Genomic DNA, 16,273 nt, shown 5'->3' with positions numbered 1-16,273 from the left:
TCGCTCGTTCGCGGCCATGATGAGGATCATGAGTGCGCGCATCGACGATCCTGCTCGGCTCGGGGAGAGCCGGCTCCCAGACGGACGGCTACTGGGCTGGGCCGAGTGGGGGCCGCCGGACGGCATTCCGGTGTTGCTGTGCCCGGGGGCGGCCACGAGCCGGTGGCTCGGCTTCGGCGCTGATGTCGTCGACGCGCTCGGAGTGCGGCTTGTCTCCGTAGACCGCCCGGGACTCGGCACCTCGACACCCGCGCCCGGCCGGACGTTCGCCGGCTTCGTCGACGACATCCGCCATCTCGCCGCGCTGCGCGGGTTGGGGTCGCCGGCGTTGATCGGCAACTCGCAAGGCGCGCCGTTCGCGCTCGCGTGCGCCGTGGAGGGTGTCGCTGCCAGGTTGGCCATCGTGTCCGCCGCGGACGAGGTCGCCGCGCCGGAGTTCGCCGGGGCCCTGCCTACTGAGCTGCGCGAGCTCGTCGACAAGGTCGCCTGCGACCCGGCCGGGGCAGAGAAGTTCTTCGCCGCTTTCAGTGCGGGCGCGATGTGGGACATGGTCATGGGTGGGAGTCCAGAGTCTGACCTGGCGGTATATCTGGATCCTGCGTTCGAGGCCGCCTACCGCCGGGCCCTGAACGAAGGGTTCGCCCAGGGGCCTGCCGGCTATGCCCGTGACGCCGTCCTGGCCATGGGGCGATGGCCGTTCGACCTTGCGAAGATCACCGTTCCGGTCGACGTCTGGTACGGCGAGCAGGACATCAGCCACTCGCCGGACAACGGAGGGACACTTGCTGCCCGGATTCCGGGCGCCGCCCGGCACCTCGTGCCAGAGATCGGTGGCGCGGTGCTGTGGACCCATGCCGAGCCGATCCTCCGCTCCCTGACTGGACGATGATCACGCGCGGATGCTCGGGAGCGGCCCGGTCAGGCCGCGAGCGCCTCGGCATCGGGTAAGCCGGAAAGGGGCGATGGCCCGTCCACAGAACCTAGGGTGCTGGTTCGGGATCGGCCGGGAAGAGGGGGCGGTCAGGGGCGGGCAGCCACTGGCTCTGCGTGGTGAAGGGGCGGTAGCGGTCCTTCGCGTGGGCGATGAGCAGCGGCAGCGACGGGTGGCGGTTCGCCTCGTGCCACATGAGGGACCAGGGGTACACCGGCATGGGGTCGGTGACCGAGATCTCGACGACGCCGGGAGACACCGGGTACTGCCTCTTGTTGCCGAACGTGATGAGATCCGGTGAGGCTGCGACTCTCTCCATGATGTGGTCACGGCCGAAGAACGGGCCGGAACTGTCGATCCGGACGCCGAATTCGGCGCTGAGGAGGCGGTAGTAGTCCGCCCACTCGCTGTCGCGGGCGTTGCCCGGCATCCACGCCGTCAGGCCCGACAGTTCCGCCATCCGCACGCGCCTGCGCCTGGCGAGCCGGTGCCGGCGGCTGACCAGGATGGGGATCGGCTCCAGGCAGGCCGGGACGCGCTCGATCCCTCGAGGCAGCTCCCCCACGGTGCGGCCGAACGCCGCGTCGACCGAGCCGTCGGTGAGCGCCGTCCCCGGCGAGACGGCGCCCTTGGAGACGACGATGTCGACGTCGACGTCGCTGGCCTCGTAGAAGGCTCGGACCATGTCAATCGGTGCCGCGTCGCGGCCGAGCACGTCGATGCGCAGTGGGCGGCGGCGCGCGCGGAGCATCGCGGCAGCCTGGTCGGCGAGGCTGACCAGTGCCCGGGCGTGCGGCAGGAAGGCCGCGCCGTCCTCGGTCGGCTTGACCCCGGCGCGGGACCGGATCAGCAGGGGGACGCCCAGGTCGGATTCGAGCCTGGCGATTCGTTTGGACACGGCCTGCTGGCTCATGCCCACGCGGGCGGCCGCCTCGGTGAAATGCCCGTCGTCGACGACGGCGAGGAAGGTCCTGACGGCACCGAGGTCCAGCTCCATGAACAACTCCTGGTTGTTTCCGTTGGCGTGTCGCTGTTGGACATCGCCTGACAGCCTTCGATCTGGGGCGGCGCCAAGGGATTCCAAGACAACTGCAAGGAGTATAAGTGACCTTGTCAGACGGCTATGGCGGCGGGCCTGTGCCCGTTGCCCGCCGGCTGGCCGGGCGGAGAGCCAGATCCGGGGGTGCGGGCGTGACGACCATGCCGCCCTACAGCGGGAACTGCTAGGAGAAGGCAGCCAGCGCGATGCGGAGGGTTCGCTGGTTCTGCCCTGAGGCCTTGGCGTCGGTCGAGTTGACCGAGTAGACCAGGGTGCGGCTCAGATCGCGGGTCGCGCCGACCCCCGCGGCATACCCGTAGCGGGCGCCGGTCTTGCCATAGGCGACGATCCCGCCCGGCAGCACGAGCCTCGTCATGCCGGAGGTGTAGCTGGCCGGCTGGTTGCCGCACTTGTCGTGCATCATCACCTCCGGCACGGTGAACATCGGCTCCAGTTGCGCGGGCGGCACGACCTTGCCGGAGAACAGCGCCTTGACGAACTTCTCCAGGTCCGCGGCCGTGGCGATGAGATCGCCCGAGGCCCAGGTCGAGGTGACGCTGGTGGCGGTCATGTCGACCACGTGGCCGTCACCGTAGGCGATGGCGTTCTCGAAGCCCGCGGGCACCACCTGGTAGCCCTTGTGGTGCGGGCCGCGGATGCGCGGCGAGGTGCCGGGCAGGTAGCTGTCGCGCATGCCGACCGGGCGCAAGATCCTGGTCGTGACCTCGTGCTCGTACGAGCGTCCCGTGACCTTCTCGACCAGCATGCCGGCCACGAACGTGTTGATGTTGAGGTAGTGCTGCCGGGTGCCGGGCCGGAACTCGATCGGGTTCTGCACGGCCAGGGCGACGTACTCCTGCGGCGTCCAGGTCTTGAACCGGGTCTGGTAGACCCAGTCGAACGTCTTGGGCAGGGTGGGCGCCGGTAGCCCGCTGGTGTGGTTGAGCAGCTGGCCGACCTGCACCTTGGGGTAGGAGTCGGGCAGCAGGCCGGGCAGGTGGTCCTGGACCGCGTCGTCGAGCGAGATCATGCCCTCGGCCACGAGCTGCAGCACCACCGCGGTGGTGAATATCTTGGTCACGCTGCCTGCCCGGAAGCGTACGCGCGCCGACGCCTTGCGCTGGGTGGTGAGGTCGGCCACACCGGTCATGCCCTTCCACGAGCCCTTGCTGCCGCCGACCCGGACGATCGCGGCGGTGGCGTCGGCCGCGGGCAGCCCGGCGATGGACTGCTGCAACGCCGCGCTGTTGATCGGCGGGATGGACGCGGCCGGGTCGGGCTGGACGACAACCGGCGGTGGGCAGGCGCTCGGCGTGGGTGCCTGGGTCGGCGTGGCGGCCTGGGCGGGCGTGGCCACGAGGAGGGTGGCGAGGGCGAGGCAGGCGGCTGCCGGCTTCATCGGGATATCTCCAGGTGAGAGAGGTTCTGTTGGGATGCGTCCATCCTGTCGATCACGCCGCGGCAGCGGATCGCCGGTGCGACGGATTCGCACTCACTCCTGCGAGGGAGTCCCAGGATCGCCGGTACCGGCGATGCCCGCGGGCCTCCGGCGAGCCGAGGATTCTCCCATGAGACTTCGCTTCGCCTTCATCGCCGCGCCGCTGCTCGTCTTCGCCTACGGCGTGATCCGCATCCTGGACGGCCTCGACGGCAGCAGGGGTCCGGGCATCGCCTGGACGACCGGCCATCTCGCGTTCATGGCGGCTCTTGTCCTCTTCGTTCCTACCTTCTGGCGGTTGCGGCACCTGGCCGGGCGCAATGCCCTGGCCACCGCGAGCGCGGTGGCCGGGACCGCCGGCATCGTGGCGTTGCTCGCGCAGTTCGCGATCGACGTCGTCGTCGGGTTCATGGCGGCCGACCACGACGCGATGGGGCCGCTGTTCGACCAGGTGCAGGCCGTGCCCGGGGTGGAGCTCGCCGTCTACGACGCGGGCCCGTACCTGTTCTACGTGGCGCAGCTCGCGCTCGTCGTCCACTGCGCCCTCCGCAAGGAGGTCAAGGCCTGGACGCCGGTCCTGGTGCTGATCGACCTCATGCTCCCGCTCATCGACAAGGACTTCATCCCGGTGGGCGCGATCTTCCTGCTGGTGTCGTTCTGGCCGCTGGCCCGGCGTGACGTGCCCGCCGCCCGGCATGCGCTCGTCCATGCGTGCGGCACAATGGCACATCGTGTCTGATTTGACGTTGGTCGACGTCGCTCGCCGGCGGCTCCAGGCGCTGCCGCACCTGTGGGTGGACGAGGTGCTCGCCGGAGCGATCACGGTGATCCAGTTGTGGCCGCTGATCTCCTCGGCGAGCTCGACGGGACGGCCGTGGCACTGGTGGGGGTACGTGGTCGCGGTCGGCGCCTCGGTCCCCCTGGTGTGGCGGCGGCGGGCGCCGGTGATCGTCCTGCTGGTCAGCCTGTGCACGAGCGAGCTCTACGACCTCGTCGACAACGTCGCCCGACAGCCCATCTGGTACGGCCTCCTCGTCGGTTTCTACACGGTCGCCGCCTACAGCTCCCGGGCTTGGCGGATCGGCGTGCTCATGCTGACCTGCGTCGGGACCCTGGTGACCGCCGGGTCGTGGGACACCTTCGTCCGCGGGACGGTGCAGGTCGTGGCCGCGTACGCCATCGGCCGGGCGGCCGCCGCCTCCCGCGCCCATGCGGCCGCGCTGGAAGAACGCGCGGCCAGGCTGGAAAGGGAACGCCAGATGGAAGCCGAGCGCGCCGCCGAACGCGAGCGGGCCAGGATCGCCCGCGACATGCACGACATCCTGGCCCACGCGGTCAGCCTGATGGTGGTGCAAGCCGAGGCCGGGCCCGTGGTGGTGCGGAGCAACCCGGCCAGGGCGGAGGCCGCGTTCGACGCGATCGCCGCCACCGGGCGCGATGCGATGGTGCAGTTGCGTCGCCTGCTGGGCGTGTTGAAGGAGGACGAGCTCGCGCCGCGCGAACCGCAACCCACGCTCGGCGACCTGCCCGCACTTGCCGATCAGGTCCACGGCACGGGCCTTGCCGTGGCCTTCGCCGAAACGGGCGAGCCTCGCCCGCTCGCGCCGGACAGCGCGGTGGCCGCCTATCGCATCACGCAGGAATCGCTCACCAACATCGTCAAGCACGCCGGCGCCGACCGCGCCGACATCCGGCTCACCTGGGAGGACGAAAACCTGATGATCGACATCAGCGACAACGGCACCGGCGGGGGCCGGGCGCTGCCCTCGGGCGGGAACGGGCTGATCGGCATCCGCGAGCGCGCCGCCGCCTGCGGAGGCGCCGCCACGGCGGGGCCGCGCCAGGACGGTCCGGGCTTCGTGGTGTCGGTACGGCTGCCGCTGGCGGCGTCATGAGCGTGCGCGTCGTCGTGGCCGACGATCAGGAGCTGGTCAGGGGCGGGTTCGCGATGATCCTGGACGCCCAGCCGGACATCGACGTGGTGGCCGAGGCGGGCGACGGGGCCGAGGCGGTCGCCGCGGTCCGCGCGCACTCCCCCGACGTGCTGCTGCTCGACATCCGCATGCCCAGGATGGACGGCATCGAGGCGGCCCGGATCGTGTGCGCGGAAAGCGCGTGCCGGGTGCTGATGCTGACCACGTTCGACCTGGACGACTATGTCTTCGACGCGCTGCGGGCCGGGGCGAGCGGCTTCCTGCTCAAGGACGTGCGGCGCGACGACCTGGTGAACGCGGTCCGAGTGGTGGCGGCCGGCGAGTCGCTGCTCGCCCCCGCCGTCACCGGGAAGCTGATCGCCGAGTTCACCAAGCGGCCGGCGGCCCGGCACTCGGGTGCGACGCCAGAGGTGCTGCAGGCGCTGACCGCCCGCGAGCGCGAGACGCTGCTGCTGATCGCGCGCGGCCTGTCCAACGCCGAGATCGCTCAGAGCATGGTGGTCAGCGAGCACACGGTGAAGACGCACGTCAGCAACGTGCTGAGCAAGCTGGGGCTGCGGGATCGGGTGCAGGCCGTCATCGCCGCGTACGAGTCGGGGCTGGCGTGCCGGGAGCGTAACGCGCTACCTGGCGCCTCGGACGAGGACGGCTTCCCGCCCGGCCCCGGCCTGGGCATCGACGAGCTCGGGCGGGGCGTGCTGCACGTCCTGCGCGAGCGCAAGGGCGACCCGACCAGGGACGACCTGGAGGTGATGCGGCAATTAGGCTGACCTTGATCGCCCGCGACGGTGAAGGAGCTGCTCGTGACCACCGACCCAACGATGACCCGGATCGGCCAGGGGGTGGAGTTGCATCACCACCAAGGTCAGCGTGAGGCCGCTCGCGACTTGTTCGCGCAGATCTGGGACGACATCGGCGGTGAGCAAGGCGACCCGCTGCATGTTTGCGTCCTTGCCCACTCGATGGCCGACGTGCAGGACGACGTGCACCAGGAGCTGATGTGGGATCTGCGAGCGCTTGCCGCCGCCGATCGGGTCACCGATGAGCGAGTGGCCCAAGCCGGAGTGCCACTTTCGGTGGCCGGCTTGTATCCGTCGTTGCACCTGAACTTGAGTGAGTGCTATCGCAAGCTGGGCGATCTCGACCGCGCCCGTGAGTACCTCCAGCAGGCGCGGGCCGAGATCGGCGTGCTCGGCGACGACGAGTATGGGCAGCTCATCAGGGGCGGCTTGGAGCGGCTGGCCGAACAGCTGGGTGAGGCCACTTGACTGCGCCGGCCGCGGCTGCATCCCCGAGCAAACGCGCGCCGGGCAAAGGATCTTGACGAGCGAGGCAGGCATCCGCTCTGCTCGGCGGCGCGCGGCCGGATCGGCGCGAGTGGCGAATCTGGCCCTGGGCCTGCGAACCACTCCTCCGGCGAGGGGCCAAGAGGGCTCGCCTCCGCCCTCACGGCCACCAGCCGGCTCGCCGCACTGACCCTTGCCGCCGAATCCCGCCAGTCGACCTACGACCGGGACCTGTACTGGGGTCTCAGCGTGGACTCTGCCGAAAAGAGCTCATTGACCAGCATGCTCGCATCCTGCTGACGTCAGGCCGCGAAAAGCCCGGTACGGGACCACAGGCCTCCTGCGATCCCCAGGGGGCTTCTCCCGAACGTAACCTCATCAGGTTGATGCCGCGCGGAGCGAGCTCGTCTTCGAGGAAGACCAGCAGCTCCTTGACCGAGCGGGCGACGCGGTCCGGCTTGTAGATGACCAGGGTGTCGCCGGCCTTCATCGCCGCCACGGCCGCCTGGAGCTTGGGCCGGTCTTTTCGGGTGCTGGCGGTCTCCACCACGATCTCGCGGCAGCGCGCCGCGGTCAGGGCCTCCATCTGCGACAGGTGGTCCTGGGCCCGGGTGGAGATGCGGGCGTAGCCGACGCGAATGGCGTTGGCCGGCGCCGCGGGCGAGGGCCCGGTCGACGCGACGGCGGCTGTGGTGGAGTCGCCCATCCCCCGGTGGTCCCGAAAACAGTCCCGAAACTCAATCCTTCCGCCCGATGTTTCAGGACGGGTGTCGGTTTTCGAAGTCGTCTGCACGGATGCGCGAAGTGCTCTGCACGTCGCGAGCATGCGGAGCAGCAGGGCGTTCATGAACATGAGAACGCAAACGATGGCCCGCGCAGCGCGCGGGCCATCGTTGTGGTGCGGGATCCTGCCGTGGCTCATCCAGTTGCGGGCCGGAGTTCGGTTTCGATGGCTGGCACGCCGAGTGCCCCCTGTTGCTCGGCGCTCGTAGTTGCGGCGGTCGCTCCTCATTGTCGGAATCGTGGTTCTCGACTTCGCGGTCCAGGCCGTGCATGTGAGCAACCAGCACCTGCTCATCACCGCGCACCGCCCACGGTTGGGCGGGCTCCGGTCTCCTCGGGGCCGGATTCGCGGGCTGCGCGCTGGCCGTCTGGGCGACCGGCAGGCGACCACCCCTCGACAGCGCGAACCTCCGATCCGAGAAAGCAGGCACGCGCCAGGCGCGGGAGGAAACGCAAGGGACTGACCAAGCCAGACAAGAAGACCAGCTCCATGACACGCCGACACCGGTCCCGAAGATCACTGATGTTGGGAGGACATGTGATCAACCTACGACGGCTGTGGCGCCAGCCATCCGTCAGCCCACCACGGCCTCGCTGCTGGAGGACCTGGCCCTCGGCGTGCCACCGGCCGCAGGCCCCGGTCAGCGTCTGGACGGCTTGCGGTAGGTGACGAGCTTGTCGCCCTGCCCCGGGTACGCCATGATCAGCAGCCGCTGACTGCCCAGTTCCTCGCCTTTCCAGGGGAACCAGGCGAAGTGGACGCGGATGCGGTAGTGCCCCTTGCGGCCGTCGAGCGACAGGTCGGGCAGCTCCATGCCGCCCGTGCTTGCTCTGAAGACCATCCGGCCGCCGCGGTGGTCGTAGCCGACCTCGGCGACGTGGTCCCAGCCCTTGGTCTCCACGGGCGGGCGGCGCGCGTAGGTCTCCAGCGTGACGCAGACGGGGTGGTCGGCGTGCGTGTGTTCGTGCGTGTGTACCGCCACGTGGCCGGGCCCCGCGGCGACCAGTCCGTTCTCCAGGCTGCGGTCGAACACGCCGTCGTAGGGGCCGGCGCCCGTCTCGGGGTCGTACAGCTCCACCCCCAGTTGCGGCCACTGCGGCTCCTTCAGCCGCACCGCCTTGGCGGGCTCGATGAGGGGGCGGTGGTGGGGGGTGGCCGCGCACTTGCGCCGCTCCTCGGCGTCGGACTCGGCGAACTGGCGGTCATCGGCGGCCTGGTCGGCCTTGACAGTGGCGTCGGCGGCCGGGCAGATCGGGGCGAGCACGCCGTACAGCTGGCGCACGTCCAGCCCCTCCGCGGCCTCCATGCGAGCCAGCTCGTCCGGGTCGTTGCGGGTGTAGGCAGCGCACAGGCGGTGTCCGCGGGCGAGCAGCACCTGGTCGGGCGTGGTGTCGGCGAGGCCGAGCGCCTGGTTGGCGCGCACGGCGCAAATGAAGGCGCGCGGGCCGGTGGGCGGCGGCGGTTCCGCCACCCCCGCGTCCTGCCATGGCTGGTTCGGCGAGCAGTCCTGGGCGGTGGTGACGGGGCCGCGCGCGTGGTCGGCGACGGGCAGGAGACACAGCGCCACGGACGCGGCCACGGCCGTCACCAGCACGTGGTGGCGCAGGCGGGCCGCGGGCGGGGCGGCGTACAGGAAGAACAGGATGATCGCGGAGGCGGCGAACGCGGCGCTGTACCACAGCGGCGAGAGGCCGAACAGCAGCTCGCCGCTCTCGCCCAGGGTGAACAGCCCGTCCGGGTAGAGCCGCAGCCGCTCCTCCACCATCACCGAGACGTCCCAGTCCTCGTCGGGCCAGGCGGTGAGCGCGGTGAGGACGCCTGCCGCGGCGGCGAGGGTCAGTGACAGCATCGTGGCGCGCAGCAGCCGCCTGGTCCTGCGCACGACCGCGACCAGGACCAGGACGGCGAGGGCCCCGACCCCGACCAGCACGTCCACGGCGAGCCAGAGCAGCCCGGCCGGATAGCTGGGCACCTCACGGAGAAACTCCTCGATCGCACCCCTGGGGCCGATCCACACCGGCATCCCGCCCGCGACGTTGACGGCCGCCGGGACCAGCGGGAGCGCCACGGCCACGGCGGCCAGGGCCCACGGCCGCCGTGGCGCGGGCGAGGGGATCTTCCGCGGCCGCGGGTGCGGGGCCTCGGCCAGTTCGTGGGCCGAGCGGGCCGCCCACGCGAGCACGAAGACGTCCGTGACGGCCAGGAGCATGCGCAGCACCATGCCGAAGTCGAGCCCGCCCCCGCTCCCGATCGTCGAGAACGACGTCGACGACAGCAGCGACAGCGACGCCGCGACCACCCCGAACCGTACGGTGGCCACGCTCCAGCGGGTGTCCCTCGCCTGTCCCGCGAGGACCGGCACGAACCACAGCAGGTGGAGCACGTTCCCCAGCGGGTGCGCCCAGAAGACCCTCAGCCAGGAGTCCGGGCCCAGCGGGTAGGCGACGGTGCCAAGCACCGCGATGACGGCGTCCGCCAGGCCCGCCACGAGGCCGACCAGCCGCAGCCATCGCGGCAGCACCCCGGCCATGACCACGAAGAACAGCAGCACGACGGCGAACCGCAGCAGCTCCTCGGGCAGCCCGAACCACCACTGGTACGGCAGCGGCAACCGGTACAGCAGATCGGCGGCGACGCTCAGGTACAGGGCCGCCCGCAGCAGCCCGATCGCCCTCCTCCTGCCGGCCGGCCCGCCGAGCCGCCGCCCGCGCAGCACCTGCCACAGGGCCCAGCTCTGCACGACGCCGCCCACGACCAGGACCAGCTCCACCCACCCGACATGGGGCACCAGCATGGTGTCCCAGCCTCTGGCGACCAGCTCGCGCAGCAGCGCGGGGTCCCCGCTCACCAGCGCGAGCACGCCGGCCGCGACGGCCACGACCAGGTAGACGAACGCGAGCGACGCGGCGATCAGGCCGAAGCGGTAACGGCGCACGGGGCATCCTCGAAGGAACGAGCGACAAATGCCGAATATGCTCGCATCTCTTTGCCCCGAGCGGTGCTGTTTCCGTCTCAGGTGGCAGTGGTCGAGGTGAAGGCCCTCGGCCGCACACCCCGGGGCAATGTCCGCATAGAGCGGGTAGTCTCTTGTACACGCCGGTCAACGGCCCGGGCTCGACCAACACGCCGGTCTCCTCCAGCACTTCGCGCCGCACAGCCTGAAGCCCTCATCCCACTCGCGCCGAGGTCGCCCGCACCACCACCAAACCCATCGCCCGGTTCAAAGTCCGCAAGCCCCAGCGCTGACAGAAGATCACACCAGGCGTGCCGAGGTGCGTGTGGGATCGTGAATGCGACTGCGGCTTGCCTCTACAGTCCGGCTGGGTGCGTAGACAGCCAGTCTGCGTGGCGGTTCTTCAAGACGTCACGGTCGTGGGCGGTGGGGGCGACGACATCGGCTCCGCCGTCGTAGGGGTGATAGAGCCACCGGAGATCCAAAGGAGCGATGATCACGTCGAAGATCTCCCCGTCGGCCACACCCCGCAACAGCGGATCCAAAGTCTGCCGGTCGAAGGAGGTCATGCTGACGTAGAGCCTCTGCGCGTCCTCAAATGGCGAGTCGTCGCCAGGGTCGATCGTCAGCCATGGGACGGCTCCCAGATGACGCGGATCGGGTGAGACCCTCCCCTCCTCATCCTCGAAGCGGACCCAGCGGTCGGCATGCCAGCCGCGGAGCTGGTAGGCGATCGGGCTTCTGTCCCACCGCGTTCGCCACGCAGTGGTGAGCGACTCCACCTCCTCTTCCGTCACGATCATTCCCCTCTGGAAAGCAATGGCGGTTGGCCTTATTCTCAGCCGCAGAAGAACGATAGATCATCTAGCCGGAGTGTCACCCGCCTCCCGAGCCGGATCTGTCGCACGGGTCCTGAGACCTGACATCATGGCCGGGTGCCGCGTGTGCGCCCAGCAATATCTTGGTCCATTCCGGCAATATGCCTCGGTGTGAACCCTGCCTGATCGTTTTGAAAAGTGCGGTGCGCTCGGCGCGGCGGGTGTCGGTTGCAGGTGAAGGTGTCGGTGTTCGCGTGCTCTTGTCAGTGCTCGTGTCGGTATCCAGGTTGAGTTGACGGGTTCGTCTTCGGCTCCGCATCGATCGTCAGCGTTCGATGCGCCACACCGCGCCATAGAGGTACGTGCTCGACGTCCAGCCGACGTAGGAAGCCTGCGGGCCGTTGTAGGACACCTGGCCCGCCGCCCACAGCCCGCGGTCCGTGACGGCGAGGGCGTTCACGTCCATCCGGGCAACCATCTCCCAGACACCCGTCGAGCGGTACGACAGCAGCGCCTCGTCATTCTGCCGCCACAGGCCGGTCGGCCGGTCGGGGCCGCCGCGCGCGTTGCGGCGCAGCACGTGCGCCCTCTCGTCGCATGTCTCCTCCTCGCCCTCGTCGTTCAGGCACATCCGCCACGACTCGGCCAGTATCCAGACCTGGCCCGGCTCCTCGACCACCACTTGGGTGAGCAGGCTCTCAAGCCCTTTCGCCCGCGAGGGCACGGGGAGGCTGTGCCAGGCGCGGCCGTCCCAGCGCGCCATCGCCGGGCGTGCACGCTCGTCTTCGTTCCAGACCCCGCCGACGGCCCAGACGCCGCCGCGCTCACTGGCGCCCACCGCTTGTGGCTCGAACGGCAGTGCCGTCTGCTGCCAGGAGCGCCCGTCCCAGTGGAAGACATGGCCCTTGTCGTTGTGCTCCGGCTGCGGGATTGCCCACACCTGGCCGTCGTCCAGGACGACCGCGTCGCTGATGGGCCGGCCGGATTCGAAGGTGCCGCCCTGCCAGCCGGCGCCGGTCCAGCGGGCGTAGCACGGAGCGTAGGGGTCGGCGGCGTCGCGGCACTGGCCGAACACCCACGCCGTCTCGCCGGCGACGGCTACCGTCTCCAGAGCGCTCAGTTCCGGGGGCGCGGACAGTTCGTGCCAGGCGCGCCCGTCCCATCGTCGTAGCACCGGGTGATTCGTCAGTGTGCTCAGCCCGCAGACCACCGGCGGGCCTGCAGTCCGGCGGGAGCCCACCACCCAAACCGAGCCGTCCCGCGTGGCGGCGACGTTGCGGAAGGAGTGGGTGTCGTGTGATGGGAACGTGCGCACTCGCCAGCCTCGGGCGATCCCACTCGGGGTCGCGGCCGGAGTGGTGCTCGGTGAGAGCGTGGGCCTGGGGGTTTCGCACCACCGAGAGAACGGCGCGTCCGACGGCGTGGCGGACGGCAGCGGCTGACTGACCGGCGGCGGATCGGCGTCCTGGAATTCGTGCACGACGGCGAAGATCATGAGCACCAGCACCATCCCCGAGGCTGGCCAGAACTTCCAGGAGGACATTCCGGTGATTCTGGCATGACTGGCGCCCCGGGTCTCCGCCCGGTTCACCCGACAACAAGACCCGAACGACTTCCCTCGAAACCGTCCGCATCAACATAGCGAGCGGCAGGTCGGCGAGTGTCCCTTCCGCCAACTCCACCTGGAAGGGACAGCGGGCCCGTCAGGCTGTAATGCCGTGGTGTGCGTGATCGTTTGGGTCTGAGCTGCCTTTGGGTCAGACTGGCGTGCATGTGGAGTGCGGAGGCGGCTCTGGAGGTCCTGGGCGAGGCTGAGCGCCACTACACCGGCGGCCAGTGGACTCCCACGTCCAGCGAGCACGAGCTCGCCGTTCGGCTGCGGCGCATCGTCGCGGCTGCACGCCCCACGCTGGCGCAGGTGACGTTCGAGGGAGCCGAGCCGGTGCCCGCGCCAGCTCGGTGAAGTCGGCGAGGCTGATGACCTTGCCGGTGGGGTTGTTCGGGAAGTTCACCGAGACGACCCGGGTGTTCGGGCGGATCGCCGCCTTCACCACGTCGAGGTCCAGGGCCCAGTCCTGATCGGGGTCGAGGGCGACGCCGGTGACCTCGCACAGGGCGAGCGGTACGGTCTCGGCCGCCTGGTAGTTCGGGGTCACCACCACCGCGTGGTCGCCCGCGCCCAGCAGGACGTTCATCGCCAGGTAGAGGGCCTCCTCAGCGCCGGCGAAGCAGATGACGTCGGCGGCGTCCGCCCGCTCGTACGTTCCGGCGATCGCCTCGCGCAGGGCCGGGTCGCCGTAGGTCTCGGTGTAGCCCAGAGACAGGTTCTCGAAGGCGGCGTGGTCCTGGTCATCGGCCAGGGTGAGCAGCTCGCCGAGGGTCATGGTCTGGACGTCGGAGGCGGTCAGGTGGTGGCGCGCGGTGAACTCCCACCGGGAGAAGTAGGTTTCCAGGCGGAAGTCGGGCAGGCGGGTCATAGCGTGTTGTCCTTCGTGCTGGGTGCTCGAAGTTCGGCCAGCAGGCCATAGAGGGTGGAGCGGGAGACCCGCAGGGCGGCGGCGACGACGGGGGCGGCGCGGCGTACGGCGAAGACCTTGGCCTCGTCCAGCCGGGCGAGGACGGCCAGGCGGTCGGCGCGGGTCAGCCGCTCGATAGGGCGGCCGCACTCGCGCACGTACGCGCCGACGATGTGCTGGACGCGCTCGTTCCAGTCCTGCTCGAAGAGCGGCTCCGGCCGGGGCGTCGTGGGGGCGCCGAACGCGGACAGCACGGCTGCGGCCTGCTCCAGCGGCGTGCGGTCGAGGTTGACGCACAGCACCGCGGCGGCCTTCCCGTCCGGCTCGCGCAGGACAGCGCTGACGGACGACAGCCGCCGGCCGTCCGCGAGCAGGTTCTCGTACGGCCCGAACACGTCCCGCGCCGACGGGTCCAGCGCGTCCAGCTCGCCCAGCAGCGAGGGATCCCCTGGAGCGCGGGAGCCCATCGGATTCCAGATCGCGAGGATCCGGTCGGTGTCCGGGTCGTGCAGGACCACCTCGGCATACGGGCCGAGCAGCAGCGCGACGGCCTGGCCCACGGGCCCCCACATTCGGACCCGATGATCTGTGCTTTCGGCGGCAGTCTCCACCATGTTCTGGACTATACGTCCAGACTGGACTAAGAGTCCAGAATCGCTCTCGCAAACGACCGTTTCCGGGACAGCCTCCGGGTGTGGTTCGTGCAGGTCAGCATGTGTGGGCGTCGGCGGCCTCGGCACACAGGGCCGCATCCCGGCAACAGGCAGCGCTGATCACCAGCAACCGCCAGGCCAACCTATGCCGCACCAGGCGACCACGCTCGGCATCGAACTCATTCGCACCCAGCCGCCGAGCTTTACGCCCGTAGTGGCGGGCGTCGAGCATCTCGCGTGCTTCGTCGGCGTTGTCCTGGTGCTGTGGAATGGGTGAGACGTTCCCCGGCCGGATAGCTCCCGGGCGTGGCGGACACCCCGACCCCGCAAGAGGACCCACCCAGTCCCGCACCGACCTGCCCCGCACGGTCTCACGACCGGCGGGGCAGCCTCGCACACAGTGCTGCTGGAAGCGGTCCGTCGGCTGGTGCACACCGGTGCGCAGGTTAATGGCCCCGGCAGTTGGGCAGGGGTGCCGGTTCGGGTCGATGGCGTCCAGCTGACCACCCATCTGGAGATCACCGCCGGGGGTGGCGCCCTCCACGGCGAGGACCTCGTCGCGAGGAGGTCCGAAAGGGATCGCGATCCGTCACGGCGCGGGGCGAGCCATCGGCACCGAAGGACGCCCGACGACGTTCACCCGCCGGGAACCTCACCGAGTCATCGGAGGTCGATATGACACCAGTACGAGCCGCTACGGTGGCCCTGACGACTGCCGCCCTCCTGAGCCCGTTACTTGCGGCCGCCTCGGCGAACGCCGCTCCTGATGAGCGCGCCGCCACCGTCACCGCTCGTGCGGCGAGCATCCGATCAGCCTCACCTGCCCCCACACGGAGGAACCGGTTGCCCTCCGCCGCGGCACCGCGGCGGACGGACGGAAAGGGCCGTCCGGTCATCTTCGTGCACGGTTTCGACCGTGAAGCCGACACCAACTGCGCCGCCGCCTGGCGCAACGCGCGGAGCGTGTTAAAGAAACATCGCTGGCAGGCCAGGTCCTACACCTTCGGCTACTACGGCCGCGCCCGCAACTGCGACATGCACGCCAGGGGAACCACCGACACGCGCATCCAGACCGCTGGCGCGGCCCTGGCCCGCCGCATCTACCAGCACTTCACCAGCAAAGGCACAGCCGTCGACATCGTCGCGCATTCGATGGGCGGCCTGGTCGCCAAGGCCGCCATCCAGGGCACCAACAAGTACGGCAAGCAAAGCCGCAAGTGGCCCTCCCGCCTCTACATCGAGGACATCGTCACCCTCGGCACGCCGCACTGGGGCATCCCCCTTGGGGAGCTTGTTGACTTCTGTGCCATCACCCACGAGCAGTGCAGCGACATGCGGCGGGACAGCGGCTTCCTGAAGTGGGTGGGCAGCCGCCCGCAGTCCCAGATGGGCACCGACTACACGTTCATGGGCTCGACCGGAGACGACACGGTCTCGGAGCGCTCCGCCACCGACGACTACAGGGGCCCGCATTGGGCGCGTTACGAGGAGACCCGCGGGAAAGAGATCACCCACTCCGGATTGCGTGCGACCGGTCCGAAACCCATAAGGCTGTGGAACGCCACCTGGCAGAACCGGGACGGCAAGCCGCACTCGGGCAAGGTCGAGAGCCCCCTGGTGCACACGCTCGCGGCGCTTTACCGGCACAGCAGGTACTGATGCCGCCCGCACACGCTGCGACATTCGGCGATCACGAAAGTGGGAGGCAGACAAAGTAAGCCGGCAAGGCCTAATAGGGCTGGTCAGGAGACCGTCATCGACGAGGGCCGAACGGCTGGCCTGGTCGGGCAGCGCATCCTCTGATCCAGCCGCCCACCGCCGTGGGCGTCGATGAACTTGGGTGGGAACTCACCTACCAGGCAACTGTGCGGATCCCCGGCTGCCATCCCTCGATTCGGGTCCGCGGTGGCGAAAGAGCCAG

At 69.9% G+C, this 16,273-nt stretch carries 14 protein-coding genes and 1 pseudogene; 7 read left to right on the top strand and 8 right to left on the bottom strand.

What is annotated here, in order from left to right; all coding sequences use genetic code 11:
- Positions 1 to 28 precede the first annotated feature (28 nt).
- Positions 29 to 889, top strand: coding sequence for an alpha/beta fold hydrolase (locus tag ABN273_RS30520; RefSeq protein ID WP_349452501.1), 861 nt, complete (start codon positions 29 to 31; stop codon positions 887 to 889).
- Between the two features lie 91 nt (positions 890 to 980).
- Here the strand turns inward: ABN273_RS30520 and ABN273_RS30515 are convergent, their stop codons facing one another.
- Complete coding sequence (locus ABN273_RS30515) at positions 981 to 1,928, bottom strand: LysR family transcriptional regulator (protein ID WP_349452500.1); 948 nt, start codon at positions 1,926 to 1,928, stop codon at positions 981 to 983.
- A gap of 226 nt (positions 1,929 to 2,154) precedes the next feature.
- The gene (locus tag ABN273_RS30510) at positions 2,155 to 3,369 is read right to left on the bottom strand and encodes a serine hydrolase domain-containing protein (RefSeq protein WP_349452499.1); all 1,215 of its coding nucleotides are present in this window, start codon (positions 3,367 to 3,369) and stop codon (positions 2,155 to 2,157) included.
- A 169-nt stretch (positions 3,370 to 3,538) separates the two neighbouring features.
- Between ABN273_RS30510 and ABN273_RS30505 the strand changes: the two genes are divergently transcribed.
- The 4 genes and pseudogenes from ABN273_RS30505 to ABN273_RS30490 all read left to right on the top strand — a co-directional run bounded on the left by ABN273_RS30505 (position 3,539) and on the right by ABN273_RS30490 (position 6,610).
- Positions 3,539 to 4,147 carry a hypothetical protein gene (locus ABN273_RS30505; protein ID WP_349452498.1) on the top strand — a complete coding sequence of 203 codons (609 nt, stop codon included), beginning with the start codon at positions 3,539 to 3,541 and terminating at the stop codon, positions 4,145 to 4,147.
- Positions 4,140 to 5,303, top strand: coding sequence for a sensor histidine kinase (locus ABN273_RS30500; protein WP_349452497.1), 1,164 nt, complete (start codon positions 4,140 to 4,142; stop codon positions 5,301 to 5,303). Before ABN273_RS30505 ends, ABN273_RS30500 begins: the two co-directional genes overlap by 8 nt.
- Positions 5,300 to 5,944: pseudogene (locus tag ABN273_RS30495) on the top strand (response regulator); the annotation flags it as partial. The gene ABN273_RS30500 and the pseudogene ABN273_RS30495, both read left to right, overlap by 4 nt.
- Before the next feature lie 186 nt (positions 5,945 to 6,130).
- Complete coding sequence (locus ABN273_RS30490; protein WP_349452495.1) at positions 6,131 to 6,610, top strand: tetratricopeptide repeat protein; 480 nt, start codon at positions 6,131 to 6,133, stop codon at positions 6,608 to 6,610.
- Positions 6,611 to 6,872: 262 nt separating this feature from the next.
- Here the strand turns inward: ABN273_RS30490 and ABN273_RS30485 are convergent, their stop codons facing one another.
- From ABN273_RS30485 to ABN273_RS30460, 6 genes are all read right to left on the bottom strand, one after another.
- Complete coding sequence (locus ABN273_RS30485) at positions 6,873 to 7,475, bottom strand: recombinase family protein (protein ID WP_349452494.1); 603 nt, start codon at positions 7,473 to 7,475, stop codon at positions 6,873 to 6,875.
- Positions 7,476 to 8,052: 577 nt separating this feature from the next.
- Entirely contained in the window at positions 8,053 to 10,347 is a 2,295-nt protein-coding gene (locus ABN273_RS30480) for a hypothetical protein (RefSeq protein ID WP_349452493.1), read from the bottom strand.
- 374 nt (positions 10,348 to 10,721) lie between these two features.
- Entirely contained in the window at positions 10,722 to 11,162 is a 441-nt protein-coding gene (locus ABN273_RS30475; protein WP_349452492.1) for a DUF3885 domain-containing protein, read from the bottom strand.
- 346 nt (positions 11,163 to 11,508) lie between these two features.
- Entirely contained in the window at positions 11,509 to 12,726 is a 1,218-nt protein-coding gene (locus ABN273_RS30470; RefSeq protein ID WP_349452491.1) for a hypothetical protein, read from the bottom strand.
- 214 nt (positions 12,727 to 12,940) lie between these two features.
- The gene (locus ABN273_RS30465) at positions 12,941 to 13,660 is read right to left on the bottom strand and encodes an aminotransferase class I/II-fold pyridoxal phosphate-dependent enzyme (RefSeq protein ID WP_349452490.1); all 720 of its coding nucleotides are present in this window, start codon (positions 13,658 to 13,660) and stop codon (positions 12,941 to 12,943) included.
- Positions 13,657 to 14,313, bottom strand: coding sequence for a helix-turn-helix transcriptional regulator (locus tag ABN273_RS30460; RefSeq protein ID WP_349452489.1), 657 nt, complete (start codon positions 14,311 to 14,313; stop codon positions 13,657 to 13,659). The genes ABN273_RS30465 and ABN273_RS30460 overlap by 4 nt, the downstream gene beginning before the upstream one ends.
- 103 nt (positions 14,314 to 14,416) lie before the next feature.
- Between ABN273_RS30460 and ABN273_RS30455 the strand changes: the two genes are divergently transcribed.
- Entirely contained in the window at positions 14,417 to 14,629 is a 213-nt protein-coding gene (locus ABN273_RS30455; RefSeq protein ID WP_349452488.1) for a hypothetical protein, read from the top strand.
- Positions 14,630 to 15,027: 398 nt separating this feature from the next.
- Complete coding sequence (locus ABN273_RS30450) at positions 15,028 to 16,011, top strand: esterase/lipase family protein (protein ID WP_349452487.1); 984 nt, start codon at positions 15,028 to 15,030, stop codon at positions 16,009 to 16,011.
- Positions 16,012 to 16,273: the final 262 nt, after the last annotated feature.

Source organism: Nonomuraea sp. B19D2 (assembly GCF_040137845.1).
In the GTDB taxonomy this organism is placed as follows: Bacteria; Actinomycetota; Actinomycetes; order Streptosporangiales; family Streptosporangiaceae; genus Nonomuraea.
This window is presented reverse-complemented; position numbering and strand designations above follow the sequence as displayed.